Source organism: Pedobacter jeongneungensis, assembly GCF_000633455.1.
Taxonomy (GTDB): domain Bacteria; phylum Bacteroidota; class Bacteroidia; order Sphingobacteriales; family Sphingobacteriaceae; genus Pedobacter; species Pedobacter jeongneungensis_A.
Window position 1 is genome coordinate 25,674 of the sequence record NZ_AYMG01000016.1, and the last position, 19,498, is coordinate 45,171.

Consider the following 19,498-nt stretch of genomic DNA (forward strand, 5'->3'; position numbering starts at 1 on the left):
CAATGCAAAATCTCTATAAAAACACAGTACTCATAGCCGCAACCAGTTTAATTTTTAGCTGTAGCGAACATAAAACCGCAGCACCGGCAGAAAAATTTACCATCACCGACTCATTGATCAATCGCTTACTGATCGATACCGTACAACAGGCCAACAGCAAAACAGAACTGATGTTTTCGGCAAAAATTGCAGCAAATGAAGAACGCCGGTCAGAACTATTCCCCATGGTAAGCGGAACCGTAAACCGTGTTGGGGTACGGTTGGGCGATCAGGTTTCGAGCGGACAAACTTTAGCAACCCTCACCAGCTCAGAAATGGCCGGTTTTGATAAGGAAGTTATTGCTGCCAATGCCGAACTTAAAAATGCAGAACGATCGGTAAAACAGGCTGAACAACTTTTTCAAAGTGGTTTATCATCCTCAAAAGAATTGGAAGAGGCCAAAAACGATTATCAGATCAAAAAAGCAGAAGCAAAAAGGGCCAGTTCGGTATTAAAACTCAATGGGGGTAGCAGCAGCGGATTATACGCCATTAAATCGCCGATCAATGGTTTTGTGATCGAAAAAAATGTAACCCAGAACATGCAGTTGCGGGGCGATAACGACAAAAGCCTTTTCACCATTGCTGATCTCTCCAACGTTTGGGCCATGATTAACATTTACGAATCGGATATTTCGCGGGTAAAAGCTGGCGATGAGGTGAATTTATCTACCCTATCCTACCCCGATAAGGTTTTTAAAGGAAAAATTGAGAAATTATACAACCAGGTTGATCAGGATAGCAAAGTGATGAATGCGCGTGTGGTAATTCCTAATCCTGGCTTTTTATTAAAACCAGGCATGCTCGGAACCGTGAAAGTTTCGGCAAATTCGGCTATCGATCTTCCGGTGTTAAATTCAAGGGCAGTTATTTTCGATGAGAACAAAAATTACGTACTCGTTCTGCGTCAGGATCATAAAGTGAGGATTCAGGAGGTCGAAATCGGCCGCAAAATGGCCGATAAAACCTACATCAGTAAAGGCGTAAAAGCCGGTGACCGCATTATTGCGTCCAAACAGGTTTTCTTGTTCGAAAGCCTAAAAACACAATAATTTCTTTTCATCTCCTAGATTTTAAAAATGAATAAATTCATAAAAAGCGTTATCGGCTTTGCACTGAAGAACAAATATTTCATCTTTTTTGCCACTTTTATTTTAATCCTTGCTGGTTATTTAAGCTTCAAGCATACCACCATCGATGCCTTTCCGGATGTAACCAATACCAATATCACCATCATCACTCAATGGCCAGGCCGCAGTGCCGAAGAAGTAGAAAAGTTTGTGAGCAGGCCGCTGGAAATTGCGATGAACCCCACCGAAAAACGAACCAGTATCCGTTCTTCTTCCCTATTTGGTTTATCCATTGTTAAAGTAAGTTTTGAAGACGATGTAGATTATGCAGAAGCACGCGTGCAGGTAAATAACCACCTCGAAGAAGCCGATCTGCCCGAAGGGATTCAGCCCGAAGTACAGCCACCATATGGCCCAACTGGTGAGATATTTCGTTATACTTTAACCAGCGACAAAAAATCGGTCCGCGAATTAAAAACCCTGCAGGATTGGGTGATCCAGCGCGAATTATTATCCGTTTCGGGCATTGCCGATGTGGTAAGTTTTGGTGGAGAGGTAAAAACCTATCAAATCACGGTGGATCCGCAGAAAGCCATCCAATACGGCGTGAGCGCCACTGAACTTTTCGAAGCAGTATCTAAAAGTAACATCAATGTAGGTGGCGATGTCATCGTACAGAGCGGTCAGGCTTATGTAGTACGTGGTATCGGCGTACTCAACAATATAGACGAAATCAGGAATGTGGTGGTCGATAACATCAATGGCACCCCGGTTTATGTTAAAACCATTGCCGATGTAGCCGAATCGGCCTTGCCACGCTTGGGTCAGGTTGGCCGAGACAGGGATCCCGATGTAGTTGAAGGCATTATCGTCATGAGAAAGGGCGGTAACCCCAGCGAGGTAATTGCAAGGTTGAAAGAAAAAATCAATACCATAAACAATTCCATTCTACCCGATGATGTAAAAATCAAACCCTTTTACGACCGTGAAGACCTGGTAAATTATTCCGTACACACTGTAATGGGTAATATGCTCGAAGGTATTTTGTTTGTAACCCTCATCGTGTTCCTGTTTATGGCCGATTGGCGTACCACCTTAATTGTTTCGATTATTATCCCATTGGCATTACTTTTTGCTTTTATCTGCCTCAAATTAAAAGGCATGCCGGCCAATCTTTTATCAATGGGGGCAATCGATTTCGGGATCATTATCGATGGTGCCGTAGTAATGGTTGAAGGGATTTTCGTCATATTAGACGCCAAAGCCAAAAAACTGGGCATGGAAAAGTTTAATAAAATGAGCAAACTCGGTTTTATTAAAAAAGCCTGTCTCGAAAATGGTAAAGGTATTTTATTTGCCAAACTAATTATCATTACTGGTTTGCTTCCGATTTTCACTTTTGAAAAAGTGGAAGGAAAAATGTTCTCCCCATTGGCCTGGACCTTAAGTTTTGCCTTATTGGGCGCCTTAATCTTAACCTTTACACTCGTACCCGCCATGGCCAGTGTACTTTTAAAAAAGGATGTAAAAGAAAAACATAATATCTTTTTAGAATGGATTACCAAAGCAACACTTAAATTTTATGATGTTTGCTTTAGCAAAAAGAAACTGGTTTTTAGCATTTCGATTATTGTGTTATTATTGGGTGCTTTTAGCTTTAAATTTTTGGGCACAGAGTTTTTGCCCAGTTTGGATGAAGGATCCATTTATGTACGTGCCACCGGGCCTTTAAGTATTTCTTTGGATGAAACCAAAAAGCTTTCGAACGAGATGAGGAAGATCTTTTTAAGTTTTGAAGAAGTAAAACAGGTGATGTCGCAAACCGGCCGGCCAAACGATGGAACTGATGCCACTGGTTTTTACAACATGGAATTTCATGTGGACATTTACCCACGTAAAGAATGGAAACGTAAGCAGACCAAAGAACAGTTGATTGAGCGCATGCAGGAAAAATTAAAGAGTTTTCCCGGTATAAGTCTCAATTTTTCGCAGCCCATTTCTGACAATGTAGAAGAAGCCGTATCGGGTGTAAAAGGCTCGATCGTGGTAAAACTATTTGGCGAAAACTTCGAATACATCGAAAATGAAGAAGAAAAAATAGAAAGCATTTTAAAAACGGTGGAGGGTATTGAAGATCTGGGGATTTTAAGGAATCTTGGTCAGCCAGAGCTGCAGATCAACCTCGATCAGAAAAAAATGGCGCTTTATGGTGTAAGCACAGCTGATGCGAATGCGGTAATCGAAATGGCCATTGGCGGAAAAGCCGCTACCCAGATTTATGAAGGTGAGCGCAAATTCGATCTCATTATCCGTTACCCTGAAGATTTCAGAAACGACGAAAGTTCGATCAGTAAATTAAGGGTGCCTACCTTATCAGGATCTAATGTGCAATTGGGCGAAATTTCGAGCATCCGTAAAATTACCGGCCCGAGTATGATTTACCGCGATAAGCACAAACGTTATGGTGCCATTAAATTTTCGATACGCGGTCGCGATATGGGTAGCGTAATTGCTGAAGCACAACAAAAAGTAAATGCAAAAATCAAACTGCCACAGGGTTATCAATTGGAATGGGCCGGAGATTTCGAAAACCAGCAAAGAGCCATTGCAAGGTTATCGCAAGCCGTTCCGGTAAGTTTATTGCTGATCTTTTTTATCCTGTTCGTACTTTTTGGCAATTTCAGAGATGCATTATTGGTACTCAACAATGTTCCTTTTGCCATGATTGGTGGAATATTAGCCCTTTTGGCTGCCGGCGTAAACTTTAATATTTCTGCAGGAATCGGTTTTATTGCACTATTCGGGATCTGCGTGCAGAATGGCGTAATCCTGATTACCCGATTCAAAAGCAACATCGCTGACCTGAAACATCACCCCAGCTGGACTTTTACCGATGCCATGCGTGATGGAATTGCAAGCAGGTTCAGGCCGGTATTAATGACAGCCTTAATGGCTGCCATCGGTTTAATGCCCGCAGCACTTTCTACCGGGATCGGTTCGGAAGCATCCAAGCCATTAGCCATTGTAGTTATTGGCGGATTAATTACCAATACACTTTTTAACCTTTTTGTTTATCCGATCGTATTTTACTGGTCGTACCGTAGAAAAGTTAATTAATTTAAGTATCGTTTAAGGCTCCGCGCTAGCTTGCTTTGAAAAACAATCTACCTTTACCGAAGAACGCCAGTCAATCCCAAGAGCCAGGAAAATCAAAAAAACAGATGTACAACAGAACAATTAGCTCTACCAAACCTCAAACGCAGTGGTTTTGTGTTCAATGCTTGCAAGAACTTTCATTAAGCATTTTACAAACAAAACGAAGTGCCCCTGTTTTTTTGATGTGCGTGGGCTTGTGTGAAGGCTCCTAGCTGGATTGACGAAGCATTTTTGCATACTTTTGATGCCTCAAAAGTTTGATGCCGTGCGGCAGAGAGCACTAAAATAGTTGCAGTATTTTGTGTCCACACGATAGGTATACGCTGTGAGTACGAACTTTCTTATACAACAAGCTATTATTATAGAATACTTTTTCAATAGATTCTATAAATGGTTATAATAAAATGAGGTCTGTTTCTGGCATTAGAAACAGACCTTATTATCATCAGAAAAAAATCTGATGAATTAACATGAACAAATATTAGTTCATATCACCTTTAACTTTTTTAGCAGTTCCTCTTCCTGGCAGATAAATCTGAAATCCAAAAGACAGATTAAGGTTGTTTTGCGTGGTTGAATTACCAAAACCTACAAGGCCTTTGTATTTAACCAAAGTTTCTAAACCAATGTTAGGGGTAATAAAATAGGCAAAACCAGGACCTACACTTAAATCTAACCCGTTAGTGTTTGCACCACCTCTGTTAACGTTTACGCCACCAACACCAACAGTTGCCTCTGCGAAGAAACGTCCGTGTTTCAATACTTCAACATCTTTTCCAGCGTAATAACGACCCAATGCACCTACACCATAAGTTGTTGTGGTGCTTGAGTTTTTAGCCGTTTCTAAACCAAAGTTTACGTAACCACCCACCGCTACATTATCCTGAATAAACCAGGCCGCTTTTGGGGTAATATCAATACTGAAAATGTTTGGTGCATCTAAACCAAGATTGATATTGGTTAGGTTTCCTCCAACCATTACATTACCTTTTTGAATTTGTGCCTGTGCACTACCTGCGAACAATAATGCAGCGAATACTAATTTTAATAGATTTTTTTTCATGATAGATAATTTTTTATTATCCATCTCTAACACGCGCCTATACATATAGTTTAAGAAAAATATACTCCTACCCTTAAATCACTGAAAAAGAGCGCCATAAAATCACATCAAAAACTGTTTTTTATGATAAAAGTTACCCGTAAATAAAAAATCTGATCTTCAGTAACTTGCCAAAATCATTAAATGATAACAACTATTTAATTTCACTAATGTATTTTTTCATCAACGCTATACCGTCATCATCAATAACGGTTGTGCCTAATTTTGGCATGTGGAATTCGCCCATCTTGCTTGTCCTGATGATGATGTTGCTCTTATTAAATTTGATCCCTGTATGCTCCAAACCTGTCCGATAATCAAGGTTTAGCGTGGTATTTCCTGCAAATCCACCTTGCTGGTGGCAATGGGCACAATTAATATCCATGTAAGCCCTCGCCCGTTGTTCTAAAGGCAATGAAATATCCTGGTAATCAGCTAAATGGATTAAAGAATTAATTTTAGTTTCTTTTATCATTCCTTTTTTCATCAGGTAAATCAGCTGATTGATATTTTCACCTGTTCTTTCAACCTTGATATTCAGATTTCTTGCTTTCGGCCCGATTGGGATAATCGCATCATTTTGCCTGTGGCAGCTTCCACATTCTTGTTTAGTTGGGATATGATAAGCAATCTTCCTCTTTTCTCCATCCAAACTTGTAAAATCAATAGGAATGTTTGCCCCATCAGTAATCAGATCAGCATCATTTTGTGCTGCATTCCAACGGAAAGTAGCCGCATTCCATTTTGATTGATGCAGAATCAATAAACGTGTTTCTATCAGCCGCCTGCCCTTATCCTTAACTTTCGAGTAATAAAAAGTTTTGGCAATAATAGTTCCTTCGGGGAAAACAGGCAGGCCATCGCCACTCAATACCATTTGCTTTCCTTTAGGCAATTTGATCAGACGTTGTTTCTCCGCATAATCAGTAAAAAGTGTGGAGGAAAGCTGGAAAACCGCTACACCATCAGCTGGTTCGAGAGCCGACATTTCGCCTTTAAAAAGCTGATAAAAAGAAAGTTTCTTATTAAAACTGATCCCGTTATCAATATTTCTCTTCCCCGAATTATGGCACGACCATACATATACAATCGGGCACACCAATACGGCTGCAATAATGATGTACTTTTTATACTTCATTCCACACCACTAATTCAAATGTTCATCTCCTTCATGCATCGCCGATTGCGGCGCTAGAATGTATTTATCGATGTAAAAAGTGCCAAAAGGAATGATACAGGCCAATAACACCTTCCAGGTTATTTTAGAGAACGCCCATTTATAGGCCACGCCTACACTAAACGTAATAAAAACAAAAAGGCAAAACAGCAGTCCGTGGATCGGCCCCATTAACTTTACCAGTTCGGGCCTGTGCATGATGTATTTTAACGGCACCGCAATAAATACCAGTACCAATAATGAGGTTCCTTCCAGGAAACCAGTTAGCCGCAATCTCCCAATCGGGGTTTTTAACAGATTTAACATAACAACTTAATGATTTAAAATGATCTTAAAAATGGACGGTTTGTAAAAGGCGAAAAAGGCCATGGAATAGCCACTAGAATAACCAAAAGTGCCAAACTAAACCAAAATAGCATGGTCGAGAATTTCTGATCGTCAGTCTCCATTCTCTTTGCCTTTGCCGAGCCAAGCGTGATCAGCACAACCGAAGTGGCCATCAGCCAGATATGGATATACTTAAAAAATACATGCTCGCTCACCAAATGGTTATTATCGGATTCTGCTACTGCATACTTCACCACGGGACTGATCATGTACAAACTTAAACCCAGCAGCAACTGAATCTGCGAAATGGTGGCCGTAACATGCCTTACAAAATTGGCATTGGCCGTAAATTTCAGCTGTTTTAAACGACCCATGGCCGCCAGATAAATGCTGTAAAGAAGTGATAAAAGTACTAGCCAGCGGTTGATTGAATGTAGGCTTAAAAGGATCTGATGCATGATAAAAAAATCAAAACATACTAATTAGTATGTTATAGTATAAAAAAATTTAGAGATTTATTAAGTAGGTTTTAAGCCCTCTTAGATACGTTTTATAACTCGATTTACCCAAAGCTTTACCGATATTTCTTACACCACCATAGCCTGATATTACCACCATGGCCACTTCTTCAGGTACAAAAGTGCTGGTAAATATATGATCTGCCTGCCCTTTGTTAAGTGCGGCTACAATTGCATTTTGCCACTGTTTAACCAATTTGGCGAGTGCCTTTTTAAATACAGGATTCATCGGCGACATTTCTTCGATCAGGTTAATGGCCGGACAGCCGTAATCGGGATTAAAGAATACAAAATCATTCAGCAGGTTTTCCATTACCTTGTAAATAGCCTTCACAGGATCCTTAGCTTCTTCCAAGGGCTTGATCATTACATTGTACATGCCAGGGTACAACACTTCATTGATCAGGCTTAGTCCCATGTCATCTTTGGTTTTGAAATGATAAAAGAAAGCGCCTTTGGTGACTTGTGTAGTGGCAATAATTTCATCAATACTCGTTGATTGATATCCCTTTCGGTATATCAATTCGAAAGATTTCTGTAAAATCATCATCCGTGTATCGGCCGCTTTGGACATAACATACTAATTGGTATGTTGGCAAAGATAGAATGATTGGAGATTAAGAGTTTAATAGATATGTCATATTTTAAATGATGAAAGATGTAAAATGGATGATAGAATTCTTAAAACAGTTCGTCATCCTGAGCGGAGTCGAAGGATTAATGAGAAGCATTCAGTTAATCTGCGTGAGATGATGAATCCATGATTTTTCAGCCACGGATGCACAGATTAACACGGAAAATCTGCCGCATTGGTATATCTTATATCTAAAACAGCACTATGCAATCTGTATTTTATTAGAAACAGATTATTAACTACGTTCAGAATAACAGCGATAATAAAACATTAATTAAGTATATAAGGCCCTATCCAGTGTTTCTCTGTGCCATATCTCCGTGCAACTTTGTGGTTAAATAAAAAGGCTGATACCATTTTCAGATACCAGCCTTATTAAATGCTTTTTGGAATTATCTCTTAAAATTTAAAAGTGAAGTTACCTGTAATTTTAGCCGGGGTTTGCGCCGCGTACCTGAACGACCAGTATTGTTCGTTGGTTAAGTTATCCACCTTTAACCCGATTCTATATTTTGGTTTATCATAAAATACTGCTGCATCAAGCACGGTATAAGATGGGATACTGAATTTAAATGCCACCGTATTTACCTGATTATACGAGCTACCATAAATCCCTCCGAAACCGAAGCCCAAACCTTGTGCAGGACCATTGATCAAACGGTAACTGATCCATAAGTTGGCCATTTTAGGCGCACCTGCGGTAGCTGGTCTTAAACCTTCAACACTTGCATTGGCTTTGGTATATTTACTATCATTATAGGTATAACCTGCTACAATATTTAAGCCTGGTACCGGATTGGCAATAATTTCGGCTTCAAATCCTTTACTCAACTGAGTACCATCCTGTAAAGAAAAATTGGCATGTGCCACATCATCGTAAAGGGTATTGGTAACTTTAATATCATAATAGCTAAAAGTAGCGGTGATTTTGTCAAGATCGAATTTGGCACCACCTTCAAACTGGTTCGCATAACTTGGCTTAAAGGTATTACCATCAAAATCAGAACCACCGTTGTTACTAAAACCGTTCATGTAATTACCAAACACTGATACCCTATCTTTCACAATCTGATAAACAGCTCCAAATCTTGGTGAAAAAGCAGTCTGATTGTATTTTCCTTTGGTAATATCGGTACTTGCATCATAAGTTCCACCATTAAAGTAACGGTCTACCCTCACCCCTGCCATAATCAATAACCTGTCGGTAACATTCAACACATCAGAAGCATAAGCACTGTAAGTAGTTTCATCATTCGAAACCTGATTTAAATAAGTAGCTGTATTGAATAAAGGTGCTACCTTAGTTAAGTTGAAATTATTGTAGGCAGCACCCGGTTTTTTAAAGTTTAAAGCGGGCATATTTACTGTGGCATCGTTACGTAAAGCACGAAGGCTATAAAAATCAACACCTAAAACGACCCTGTTACGCAGGCTACCAATTTTAAAATCACCATTAAAATTTTGTTGGATATCAGTACCATAAAAGGGATTATCCTGATTGGTAACTTGCTGTCTTAGGGTAGAATCGGTTAATAAACTTAAGGCTACAGTATAACCTTCAGACGATGAACGGGTGCGCGATACAACCGTTTGCGATTTCCATTGCTCAGAGATTTTGTATTTCGCCTGTGCAAAAATATTATACTGCTGACTGGTGTAGCTAACCGTATTATTGGCGAAAGAAAGTTTGTAAGGTATACCTAAATCGGTTATGCTCCTGGCTTTTAAGTTCACCAGTGTTGGCGCTATCACCAATCGTGTTGGCGATGTAGCTTTTGAACCACTCATCTCCACATCTAATGATAAGGTAAGTCTGTCATTTACGGCATAAGAAAAACTTGGTGCGATTAGATAGTTTTTATAGAAACCTGCATCCTGAAAACTTCTTTCGCTATGTAAAGCGGTATTAATCCTTAATAAAGCCGTTTTTTCTTCATTTAACGGGGTATTCACATCTGCTGTTAAACGATTCAGATCATAACTTGCACCCGAATAAGAAATTTCTCCTTTAAAAGTATCGAAAGGTTTTTTAGTTACACGGTTAAATAAACCACCAAATGAGGATATGGTACTGCCAAATAAGGTTGCCGCAGGACCTTTAATTACCTCAATGCGTTCCAGGTTGGCCGGATCGATTGTAGTATAGGTAAAACTTCCCACACCATTCCTTACCAGTTGTGGTGTAGCAAAACCCCTCGAAATGTTGGTTGTTCTACCCTGGTTACGCACCTCTGCGATACCTGCCCCCGGGACGTTTTTAAAAGCGCTGTTGTAATCAGTTATTACCTGTTCTTTCATCAGCTCTTTACTTACCACGCTGTAAACCTGCGGATTTTCCATGTTTTTCAACTGCATCTTCGAAACATCCTCACTTTCTTTTTTGGCAAACCTGTTTCCTCCGGTGCTAACGATTACCTCCTCCAGTTTTTGAGAAGAGTAATCCAATTTAAGTTCCAGGTTGGCCACAGGATTTTCAGAAGTAACTTCAACGGTTTGTGTAGAACCATCAAAGCCTACCCTAAGCATTTGCACCGTGTATTTACCAAATGGAAGATTTTTCAACTCGAATTTTCCATCTGCATCACTTACGGTAGCTTTTTTAAGCTCTTTAAGTTTTACGGTCACCCCTTGAGCACTGCTGCCATCTGTAATGGTAATTCTACCTGTGATTGTACCTTTTTCTGGTTTGCCTCCCTGAGCCATGGCCGAACCCAAAGTGAAAAGACATATGAAAAACAAAATTATAGCGCCTGGTTTCGGCTTAGACATGCTATAACCTGAAAGTAAATTTATCACCATTTTAATTCTTATTTAGACTGTTTTAAAATTAGGATGCAAAGAACAGTATTTTGCACATGAAAAACAACAGCTAAACAGAGATTTTCCACTTTCAGAAATGCTTATTTTCAAACAAGCACTTCTTTAAAAAATCAGCAAAAAAACATACTGCTTAAGCTTTTGTTATTTCATAATTAATCCATTTAAACAGGCAAAATTTTGAACCCTCAGTATATCATTTACTTACTCATTGTACTTGCATTGCTTTGCATCATGGTATTGGGTTTTGTAATTCGTTACCGGAATATAAAATCTCAGCAGAAACTCGCTAACGCTCCTATTGTGTTACCTGAAGCCTATGGCCTTGGTCAAAAAATGTTTAGCGTACATCTAAAATGTGCGGATTTAAAACAAGCTTATTTTATCGTAAGTATTATTTTCAACCTGATTACCATTTTAATGCTGGTAATGCTCATCGGAGAAACTGATCCGTATGATTCCCTTCCTTACCCAAAAATTGTTGATACCATCCTGAGCAAGAAAATGATGTTACCCGTTGGGATAGGCTTTGCTGTATTTTTAATTTATAATGCTTATCACCGCGTAAATATTACTTGGGAAAATGGCCCTGTTGTTGCAGAAAACCCTGTTAACATCAGGTATTATGAAATCAAGAAAAATGGCTTGCTGTTAAATGTGATCTACCTGCAAACCGATCAGAAGCTTTGGATATTGGTTCCGGGTACCTCACAAGACCATACAAAATTTAAAGATTTTAACAGGCTTAGGCAGGAGCAGCAGGAAAATGATAAGTATACCCAGCAACTAAAGGAAAACTTAAGCCATTATGGTGCTCAGGAAAGAAAATTCTCTTTTTTCACCCTTTATTTCAAGTTATCCTTTTTTGCTTTAATCCTAAGTTTCATCCTGATACTGGCTGTTCTGAAGTTCCAATAATCCATCCTGTTTATTTCTCATTTTGGCTACAAAAGCCCTCAATTAGGCTACAAATTAGCGCATAACCATCCTCACCTTTAGTTTATCATTTATTCAGATAAAAAATTATGGAACATCAACAAGAAAATCAGGTTACAAATACCGCAACAGCTCATAAAGTTTGGTTTATTACCGGTACCTCGCGTGGATTTGGGCGTGTATGGGCAACTGCCGCATTAGAACGTGGAGATAAAGTTGCTGCAACGGCACGTAATCTTTCAAGTATCGCCGATCTTCAGGAAAAATACAAGGAAAATGTATTGACATTGGAGCTGGATGTAACCAATTATAATCAGGTTGAAAAAACAGTTAAACAGGCACACGAACATTTTGGAAGGTTGGATATTGTATTAAACAACGCAGGTTATTCGCTTGTAGGTACTATTGAAGAAGCCACCATCGACCAGGTTAAGGCCATGTATGATACCAATATTTTCGGAACAGTGGCTGTTATTCAGGCAGCTTTACCCATATTACGTAAACAAGGTTTCGGACATATCTTAGGTACTTCGAGTAACCTGGGCCATGTAGTGCTGCCTGTTATTGGTTATTACGCTTCTTCTAAATGGGCATTCGAAGCCATCCACGAAAGCCTGGCCGCAGAGGTAAAAGCATTTGGCATCAAAGTTACCATTATCGAACCGGGTGCTTATGCCACGGAGTTTGGCAGTCAGGAATCATTGAAATTTGCAGCTGGTTTGGAGGTGTATACCGACTTTAAAGCAAACTTTTTTGAAGGTTTACAGCAGTTGGAAAGAGGTAATCCGGCCGCAACACCAGAAGCTATCTTTAAAGTTGTTGATGCTGAAAATCCACCTTTACGTTTCTTCCTCGGCAGTCATAACCTGCCGTGGGTACGCACGGCATACGCCGAGCGCATGTCCACCTGGGAAGAATGGGAATCGGTATCGAACGCAGCGCAGGGTTAATTAATCAGAAAATCAATCATATAACCGATAAACAAAATCTTATCGGTTATATTTGTATTACAACAATATGAAAAAGGAAGACCATAGCCCGTATAAATTCAGTTCGCTAACGGAAGCACACCGGGTAATGGGCCTGCCGCAACCGAAACATCCGCTGATTAGCCTGATCAACAACGAAGCACACCCTGTTGAAATGAACGGGCAACCCAATTCGCATATTCTCAATTTTTATAAAATCTCGTATAAGCCAAAGTTAAGTGGCAGGCTAAAATATGGCCAGAGTTATTATGATTTTGACGAGGGCGGTTTGTTATTTGCAGCTCCCAACCAGATCATAGGTCATGAGGAAGATTTAGAATCGAGCGTATGTTCGTTATACACTTTATTGATTCATCCGGATTTTTTGTTGTCGTACCCCATTGCCAAAAAGATCAAAAGTTATGGCTTCTTTTCTTACTCGGCCAACGAGGCATTACACTTATCGGAAAAAGAAAAGGCCACAATCATTACGATCTTTAAAAGTATTGAAGAAGAACTGAACAGCAGGATTGATGATTTTAGTCAGGATGTGATCATTACACAAATCGAATTGTTGTTAAATTACAGTAACCGCTTTTACAAACGCCAGTTTATTACCAGAAAGGTACAGAACAGTGATCTGCTACAAAACCTGGAAGAACTGTTAGAGGACTATTTTAACGACAAAATACCAATGTTTAAAGGTTTGCCAACGGTACAATATCTTTCTGATCATTTAAATGTTTCGCCCAGTTATTTAAGCGACTTATTGCGCTCACTTACTGGACAGAATGCACAACAGCATATCCATTTAAAACTGATCGAAAAAGCCAAAGAAAAATTATCGGGCACCAGTTTGTCGGTAAGTGAGGTGGCTTACGAACTGGGCTTTGAGCATCCGCAATCTTTTAATAAATTATTCAAGGCAAAAACACAGGTTTCTCCACTGGCATTTAGAAAATTATTTAATTAAGTAGCGTTTTTGTTATTTGCACCGTATAAGCTATAAATTAAAGCTTTATGAAAAAAATATCACTGCTCCTATTAGCAATTGCATGCATTATTTACGTATCATGCAAAAAAAACACTATTGACAACGATGGTCCGGGTGAAGTTTTCGGCAAATGGAAACTCACTGAAACAATGTTCGATCCCGGTGATGGAAGCGGAAAATATAAAAAAGTAACCGGCGATGCCAAATACCTTACTTTAGAAAAATCAGCAGACAAAGCCGGGAAATTTAGCGGGAATGCTGTTCCCGATTTATATGCATTCAGGATTCTGGATAGCGTAACCATGGAGGTTTTCAGCAATACTTATAAAACGCCTTCTACTTATCGTTATAAAGTTTCAGCAAAGTATCTTCAACTTAACCCACCCTGTATAGAAGGCTGTGGTTACAGGTTTGTGAGAGAATAAAGGTAATCAGCCTCTTGAATTGCAGATTCCCTGCTGGAATTTCAGATATTTAGACGGGCTAAGGTTGAGGTAATGTTTAAAATCATGAATCAACTGGCTTTGATCGTAATAGCCACAGGTTTCGATCACTTCAAACCAGTTTACCTGTTCATTTTCGATTGCCCGTTGCTGAACCAATTCGATTGCATTTAAAAAGCGCATATAACGGCCGATTTCCCGTGAAGAATAACCCAGGTGTTTTTTCAGGTTCAGCTGTATGGATCTTTCAGAAAGTTTTTCCTGAATTGATATTTCTTTTACCGGACTGATTGGACCATTGCCCAAAGCAATAATCTGTTCAGTTAATGGATGCCTGTTTTGTATATAAGGACGGCTAAAGTCGAGAATCTGTGCTATTCTTGCCTCTAAATCATCTATTTTACTGAGGCTTGTCCATAGTGCTGTGAAACAGTTATCGTTCAGCAAATCATCCGGATGAAGATATTCGGATAGCGATGCCGTACCAAAAAAGCGAAAAAACGCATCATCTTTAAAATTCACGACCAGCATTTCTCCTCCTGCAGGAAGAATGTAGGTAAAAGCCTGTTTAATAGGGCCTAAAACCAGGCATTTATCCATTGATATTTCTTCATTTTCTTTGGTAACCAAAGAAAGTGCTGCGCCAAAACTGAATACCATCATGGTTTGAAAAGTAGGCAACAGGGTTTGGGTAATTGGGCTATCAGATTTATTTACTGCAAAATAAAAATGCGAAAACAGCTCCTCAAAGTCAGCAGGAACTGCAATCCGGTAGCCGTTATATGCCTGATTACTTTTCATGATCAAAGATGATCATTTTTTGAGAAATTTATATAAGTCCAAAATCCGTGGCTTACAGACTTATCAAAATACAACAGTATCATCTTAATAGATCCCAAAGAACGGTTGTCATTCCCGCGCAGGCGGGAATCTTAAGCAACCTAAAAACCCTGCCAAAGCATTACGATTCCCAATCGGGTTGGGAATGACGATCTCTCTAATTATTGCTCCGAAGCAACTTTCAATGCCTTCAACCAATAAATAAGAGAACCTCTATTTACAGATTGAAACTGGCACTTAATAACCAAACCAACCAGCCTTCCATACTTTCTTCTACTTTTACAACGGTTTTATTTCCCTGCTTGATAAAATACCAGTTGTGGATGGCAAACGAGCCAAACGCCGGACCAGACCAGCCTACTTTGGCATTGCTTTCTACCGTGTGGAAGGTAGAATGGATGGTTAAACCATGCGTTTTCCAATCGAATGATGTTCCGGCTTTAAAAGGACCATTTATTTTACTACCGGGAATTTCTTTTTGCCATTGCGGCCATCTGTTTACATCGGCAAAAACCTTCCAAACGCTATCAATCGGGGCATCAATAACAATTTGCAATTTGGTAACCACCGGCGCATCTTCATGAATATTTTTGGTTACCAGGTAAGAACTGCTCATTTCCAATACGGCAACTGCCAAAGCCAATACCATTATGATAAGGCCAGTTATTTTGATCAATTTTTTCATCATCATTTTTTTGTTGAGATAATGATTCAAAAGTAAAGCCACTGATGTGCCTAAAATTGTAAGTTTCCGAAATCAATTGAACGATTGACGAAAAGCTATTGGCGAGAGATTGGTTTTAGATTTAAACAGCTTACTGAACGATTGTGGATGCCCGAAACCCAATTGATAAGCAATTTCGCTAATGGTAAACGTGGTAGTTGATAGTTTTTCTTTTGCCCGTTCAATCAATTTATAGTGGATATGCTGCTGCGTGCTCTGTCCGGTAGTTACTTTTAGCAAGCTACTCAGATAATCTGGTGAGAGGTTTAGTTCTGCTGCAAGATCATTTACAGTGGGTAAGCCACTCTCTACGGCATTTTCATCGAAATAACGGTTGAGAAAACTTTCTACCTGATCCAAAACCTGGTGGTTGGTGATCCTTCGGGTAATAAACTGGCGGTGATAAAAACGTTCTGCATAATTAAGCAGCACCTCGATCTGCGAGATAATGATCTGTTGACTGAAGTTATCAATATTGGCCTGATACTCCTGCTGGATGTTTTGTATAATACCCGATAGGGTTATTTCTTCTTTTTCGGAAAGAAACAGGGCTTCATTTACCGAATAGCTAAAATAGGCGTATTTCTTGATGATATTGGCCAACGGAAAATTCCATAAAAAATCAGGGTGAACGAGCAACATCCATCCCGATTTATCTGGTGCATCATCGGTTACTTCGATCCTGAAAACCTGTCCCGGTGAAATAAAAAACAAAGTGCCTTCGTCGAAATCATATTCCTGCTGGCCATATTTAAACCTGCCATTCATGTTCTTCTTCAGTGCAATAAAATAGAAGTCGAATACCCAGCTTACGGTATTAATGGCAGACGAATGTTTCATGTCTGCATAATCAATCAAACTGATCAGCGGATGTTCAGGTTTAGGAAGTCCCCTCACCTTATGGTACTCGCTAATGCTTTTTATCCGTTGAACCTGTTGATTGGCCATTGATTGAGATATTTATGATTACAAACTAAGAAAAAATCCTGAGATGAAGATTTTACTATACAAATATCCAATTTATTGGAGTAGCTGTTGTAGGCTAATCCTTTGAAGTTGTAGCCGAATCCGGTTCCTTCTGCGCTGTCATCCTGAGCGCAGCGAAGGATCTCCAACCGACGAAACACCTAACCTAAACAAACACCAGTACGTTACCGAAGGATGTGCGGGTACGAAACAGATTCTTCACTGCGTTCAGAATGACAAACTAAATGAGGATCGTTTTTAAACCGTCAAACTTTCCCAAATCACATTATAAACATCGGGTGCATGCAGGGTTTTATCTATTGGCTTAGAAGTAACTAAAATTGGCTTATACTCATCGGTTATGTTGGTACGGCCGTGCGATCCTTTAACCAATGTTGCATCCAAAGGGATTACATCCATTACATAACGGAACCCGGCTTTTTTCCTGAGTAATTTATAACCTGCACGCAGTTTAGAAGTCATAAACATTTCTACCGGATCGTAACCCGGTTTTTTATGGATATCAACTACCCTTGCATAATCAGGTGCTTTGGCATCATCCAGCCAGAAATAATAGGTAAACCAACTGTTTTCTTTGGCTACCAATACCAGGTCGCCGGAACGTTCGTGCCTGATGTGGTATTTTTTCTGCTCTTCTTTATCCAAAATCAATTCGATGCCGACAGCATCTTTCAATAAAGTCTTCACCTGTTCGGTTACGCTTTTATCATTGATATACACATGCGCGATTTGATGGTCGGCCACTACAAAAGCTTTTGATGCTCCCGGATCTAACAATTCCAAACCCCTTTCTTCGCGGATCTGAATTAATCCGTTTTCCCTGAACAAGCGGTTTAAATGGATCGGATTATTTACCAGAGCAATGCCATACTCAGAAAGTAAAATGATGCGTGCGCCCTTTTCTTCGTAAAAACGCACCAACTCTGATACCACCTGATCAATTTCCTGTAATTCGGTGCTGATTTTGTTCAGATCAGGTCCAAATTTTTGCAAACAATAATCCAGATGGGGCAAATAAATTAATGTTAGTGTGGGATTATGGAGTTTTTCGGTCTCCATTGCTGCATCGGCGATCCATCTGGTTGATTTAATATTGGCTCCCGGCCCCCAAAACTGGAACAATGGAAACTGACCCAATTTATCCTGCAGATAATCGCGCAGTTCAGCAGGTTGCGAATAACAATCAGGCAATTTACGACCATCAGCCAAATAATTAGGACGTGGTGTTACCGAATAATCAACAGTAGAGTACATATTGTACCACCAGAACATGTTGGCGCAAGTAAAATTCGGATCTTCTTTTTTAGCCTGATCCCATATTTTTTCAGCATTGACCAGTTTGTTCGACTGTTTCCAGAATTTAACTTCAGCATCAGCATGATCATACCAGCCATTGCCCACAATACCGGTTTCAGATGGAAATTTTCCCGTAAGGTAACTCGACTGTACCGAGGTAGTAACCGCAGGCAGTAAAGGTTCAATAGTAGTAAAATGGTTTTCAGAAATATATTTCTGGATAAAAGGCGTATGCGCCCCGATTACGGATGCAGATAGGCCTACTATATCGATAACAACGGTTTTATGCATGATTTTGTGCTTCTAATAATGTTTTCACCCAGGCCAGTTCTCTAATGATAGAATCATTTAAAGGTGCTTTTAGGTCTGTGGGCAAAACATCCCAGGTGTAGGTTTCTACTTCAAGGTGCGCCGTAAAAGGATTATTTTTTTGCAGGTTCAAAACTTCTGTAATATCGCTTTGGGTTGATTGGATCAAACCCATATCTTCTACAAAAATCGGTACGTGGAAATGTGCCCGCCATTCTTCTACCGCCGGTTCTTCACCCTCTGCCAACGCTTCAGCCAGATCAGGATAACGGATCAAACTGCCATCACTTTTACGGGCAATTACCTGATGGAGGTAAGTAGGTTCATCAAAACGGCGTAACTGCTCCAAAGTTTCCTTTCTTTGAGCAGTTGAAGCAGGTAACTTTGCTTTCAGCGCCGCACTGATCTGAATTTTACCGATTTTAATGCCTTTATTCTGTAATTCGTTAATGATGGCGGTATGTGGTTCATATCCGATGGCAAAATGACAAACATCAAAACATAAATTGATGTGTTTTTTAATCAGATCGTCATTATTTCCGGCAGGTAAAAGTATATTTTCGTACCAATTGATAAATTCAGACCCGGATTCCAGAAAACCATCAGGTTCGGGTTCAATATCCAAATGGATTAACTTACCGGTTTGTTGATGGATTTGATGTAAACCTTCGGCAACTTTTACAATATTAGCGGTTGCCGTGGTTGTGGCATTTTCTCTCGCCTCAGCATCGGTAAACCAGGGTTTATAACTTAATGGCGAGGTCGAGATTCCACCATCCATATCTTCATGAAGCAATTGCGAAAGGATATCGGCCAAACGGAGGGTATAAGCCACCCTATCTTCTGTAGTCCAATCGGGTGCATGTACCTGATCTTTAACTCTGGTGTTGTGAAAACCGCCATAAGGAAAACCGTTCATGGTAAATACGTATCCACCTTCATCTTCGAGCCATTGTTTAAAAAGGGCTAAATGATTGTTCTCTAAAATTTCGATACTGGCGAGATTGGAAAGACGCAAACCAATTCCCATAGGCGCATCTGGCGATAATTTTGCTTTTAATATAGGAAAACTGTCTTTCAAAACTGCGAAATGTGCATCCCAGTTTTCGCCTGCATAAATATTGGTACAGAAAGTTAAATGACCGGAGTTTAATTTCATCT

Annotated in this window: 17 protein-coding genes; 6 read left to right on the forward strand and 11 right to left on the reverse strand. The window is 39.7% G+C overall.

What is annotated here, in order from left to right; genetic code table 11:
* Window positions 1–2 precede the first annotated feature (2 nt).
* Together U859_RS0115290 and U859_RS0115295 are read left to right on the forward strand one after the other, a co-directional pair.
* On the forward strand, window positions 3–1,091 hold the full coding sequence (locus U859_RS0115290; RefSeq protein WP_025144225.1) for an efflux RND transporter periplasmic adaptor subunit: 1,089 nt from the start codon (window positions 3–5) through the stop codon (window positions 1,089–1,091).
* Between the two features lie 27 nt (window positions 1,092–1,118).
* On the forward strand, window positions 1,119–4,226 hold the full coding sequence (locus U859_RS0115295; protein ID WP_025144226.1) for an efflux RND transporter permease subunit: 3,108 nt from the start codon (window positions 1,119–1,121) through the stop codon (window positions 4,224–4,226).
* A gap of 520 nt (window positions 4,227–4,746) precedes the next feature.
* Here U859_RS0115295 and U859_RS0115300 read toward each other — a convergent pair.
* The 6 genes from U859_RS0115300 to U859_RS0115325 all read right to left on the reverse strand — a co-directional run bounded on the left by U859_RS0115300 (window position 4,747) and on the right by U859_RS0115325 (window position 10,822).
* Window positions 4,747–5,328: an outer membrane beta-barrel protein gene (locus U859_RS0115300; RefSeq protein WP_025144227.1), complete on the reverse strand. Its 582-nt coding sequence runs from the start codon at window positions 5,326–5,328 to the stop codon at window positions 4,747–4,749.
* Window positions 5,329–5,521: 193 nt separating this feature from the next.
* Window positions 5,522–6,505 (reverse strand): c-type cytochrome, encoded by a 984-nt coding sequence (locus tag U859_RS0115305; protein ID WP_025144228.1) that lies wholly within the window; start codon window positions 6,503–6,505, stop codon window positions 5,522–5,524.
* A gap of 9 nt (window positions 6,506–6,514) precedes the next feature.
* Window positions 6,515–6,850: a DUF3817 domain-containing protein gene (locus U859_RS0115310; RefSeq protein ID WP_025144229.1), complete on the reverse strand. Its 336-nt coding sequence runs from the start codon at window positions 6,848–6,850 to the stop codon at window positions 6,515–6,517.
* Window positions 6,851–6,864: 14 nt separating this feature from the next.
* On the reverse strand, window positions 6,865–7,329 hold the full coding sequence (locus U859_RS0115315; protein ID WP_025144230.1) for a hypothetical protein: 465 nt from the start codon (window positions 7,327–7,329) through the stop codon (window positions 6,865–6,867).
* A 49-nt stretch (window positions 7,330–7,378) separates the two neighbouring features.
* Window positions 7,379–7,963, reverse strand: coding sequence for a TetR/AcrR family transcriptional regulator (locus U859_RS0115320; RefSeq protein WP_025144231.1), 585 nt, complete (start codon window positions 7,961–7,963; stop codon window positions 7,379–7,381).
* Window positions 7,964–8,422: 459 nt separating this feature from the next.
* Window positions 8,423–10,822 (reverse strand): TonB-dependent receptor, encoded by a 2,400-nt coding sequence (locus U859_RS0115325; RefSeq protein WP_025144232.1) that lies wholly within the window; start codon window positions 10,820–10,822, stop codon window positions 8,423–8,425.
* A gap of 198 nt (window positions 10,823–11,020) precedes the next feature.
* Here U859_RS0115325 and U859_RS0115330 point away from each other — a divergent pair, with 198 nt between their 5' ends.
* The 4 genes from U859_RS0115330 to U859_RS0115345 all read left to right on the forward strand — a co-directional run bounded on the left by U859_RS0115330 (window position 11,021) and on the right by U859_RS0115345 (window position 14,163).
* On the forward strand, window positions 11,021–11,758 hold the full coding sequence (locus U859_RS0115330) for a hypothetical protein (RefSeq protein WP_162799941.1): 738 nt from the start codon (window positions 11,021–11,023) through the stop codon (window positions 11,756–11,758).
* 107 nt (window positions 11,759–11,865) lie between these two features.
* Window positions 11,866–12,726, forward strand: a complete 861-nt coding sequence (locus tag U859_RS0115335) for an SDR family NAD(P)-dependent oxidoreductase (protein WP_025144234.1) — start codon at window positions 11,866–11,868, stop codon at window positions 12,724–12,726.
* 67 nt (window positions 12,727–12,793) lie between these two features.
* Window positions 12,794–13,717 (forward strand): helix-turn-helix domain-containing protein, encoded by a 924-nt coding sequence (locus tag U859_RS0115340; RefSeq protein ID WP_025144235.1) that lies wholly within the window; start codon window positions 12,794–12,796, stop codon window positions 13,715–13,717.
* 47 nt (window positions 13,718–13,764) lie between these two features.
* Entirely contained in the window at window positions 13,765–14,163 is a 399-nt protein-coding gene (locus U859_RS0115345; protein ID WP_025144236.1) for a hypothetical protein, read from the forward strand.
* A 6-nt stretch (window positions 14,164–14,169) separates the two neighbouring features.
* Here the strand turns inward: U859_RS0115345 and U859_RS0115350 are convergent, their stop codons facing one another.
* From U859_RS0115350 to eboE, 5 genes are all read right to left on the reverse strand, one after another.
* Window positions 14,170–14,982, reverse strand: a complete 813-nt coding sequence (locus U859_RS0115350; protein ID WP_025144237.1) for an AraC family transcriptional regulator — start codon at window positions 14,980–14,982, stop codon at window positions 14,170–14,172.
* 256 nt (window positions 14,983–15,238) lie between these two features.
* Window positions 15,239–15,712, reverse strand: a complete 474-nt coding sequence (locus U859_RS30460) for an SRPBCC family protein (RefSeq protein WP_084153078.1) — start codon at window positions 15,710–15,712, stop codon at window positions 15,239–15,241.
* A gap of 66 nt (window positions 15,713–15,778) precedes the next feature.
* On the reverse strand, window positions 15,779–16,693 hold the full coding sequence (locus U859_RS0115360) for an AraC family transcriptional regulator (protein WP_025144238.1): 915 nt from the start codon (window positions 16,691–16,693) through the stop codon (window positions 15,779–15,781).
* Between the two features lie 276 nt (window positions 16,694–16,969).
* The gene (locus U859_RS0115365; protein WP_025144239.1) at window positions 16,970–18,319 is read right to left on the reverse strand and encodes an alkaline phosphatase family protein; all 1,350 of its coding nucleotides are present in this window, start codon (window positions 18,317–18,319) and stop codon (window positions 16,970–16,972) included.
* Window positions 18,312–19,496 (reverse strand): metabolite traffic protein EboE, encoded by a 1,185-nt coding sequence (gene eboE / locus U859_RS0115370; RefSeq protein WP_025144240.1) that lies wholly within the window; start codon window positions 19,494–19,496, stop codon window positions 18,312–18,314. The genes U859_RS0115365 and eboE overlap by 8 nt, the downstream gene beginning before the upstream one ends.
* Window positions 19,497–19,498: the final 2 nt, after the last annotated feature.

Excerpts from the sequence above, each read along its gene's own strand:
- U859_RS0115340 (WP_025144235.1), top strand. The coding sequence starts at position 12,794 with ATGAAAAAGGAAGACCATAGCCCGTATAAATTCAGTTCGCTAACGGAA.
- U859_RS0115295 (WP_025144226.1), top strand. The coding sequence starts at position 1,119 with ATGAATAAATTCATAAAAAGCGTTATCGGCTTTGCACTGAAGAACAAA.
- U859_RS0115310 (WP_025144229.1), bottom strand. The coding sequence starts at position 6,850 with ATGTTAAATCTGTTAAAAACCCCGATTGGGAGATTGCGGCTAACTGGT.
- U859_RS0115290 (WP_025144225.1), top strand. The coding sequence starts at position 3 with ATGCAAAATCTCTATAAAAACACAGTACTCATAGCCGCAACCAGTTTA.
- U859_RS0115365 (WP_025144239.1), bottom strand. The coding sequence starts at position 18,319 with ATGCATAAAACCGTTGTTATCGATATAGTAGGCCTATCTGCATCCGTA.
- U859_RS0115325 (WP_025144232.1), bottom strand. The coding sequence starts at position 10,822 with ATGGTGATAAATTTACTTTCAGGTTATAGCATGTCTAAGCCGAAACCA.
- U859_RS0115335 (WP_025144234.1), top strand. The coding sequence starts at position 11,866 with ATGGAACATCAACAAGAAAATCAGGTTACAAATACCGCAACAGCTCAT.
- U859_RS30460 (WP_084153078.1), bottom strand. The coding sequence starts at position 15,712 with ATGATGATGAAAAAATTGATCAAAATAACTGGCCTTATCATAATGGTA.
- U859_RS0115315 (WP_025144230.1), bottom strand. The coding sequence starts at position 7,329 with ATGCATCAGATCCTTTTAAGCCTACATTCAATCAACCGCTGGCTAGTA.
- U859_RS0115350 (WP_025144237.1), bottom strand. The coding sequence starts at position 14,982 with ATGAAAAGTAATCAGGCATATAACGGCTACCGGATTGCAGTTCCTGCT.
- eboE (WP_025144240.1), bottom strand. The coding sequence starts at position 19,496 with ATGAAATTAAACTCCGGTCATTTAACTTTCTGTACCAATATTTATGCA.
- U859_RS0115320 (WP_025144231.1), bottom strand. The coding sequence starts at position 7,963 with ATGTCCAAAGCGGCCGATACACGGATGATGATTTTACAGAAATCTTTC.
- U859_RS0115345 (WP_025144236.1), top strand. The coding sequence starts at position 13,765 with ATGAAAAAAATATCACTGCTCCTATTAGCAATTGCATGCATTATTTAC.
- U859_RS0115360 (WP_025144238.1), bottom strand. The coding sequence starts at position 16,693 with ATGGCCAATCAACAGGTTCAACGGATAAAAAGCATTAGCGAGTACCAT.
- U859_RS0115305 (WP_025144228.1), bottom strand. The coding sequence starts at position 6,505 with ATGAAGTATAAAAAGTACATCATTATTGCAGCCGTATTGGTGTGCCCG.
- U859_RS0115300 (WP_025144227.1), bottom strand. The coding sequence starts at position 5,328 with ATGAAAAAAAATCTATTAAAATTAGTATTCGCTGCATTATTGTTCGCA.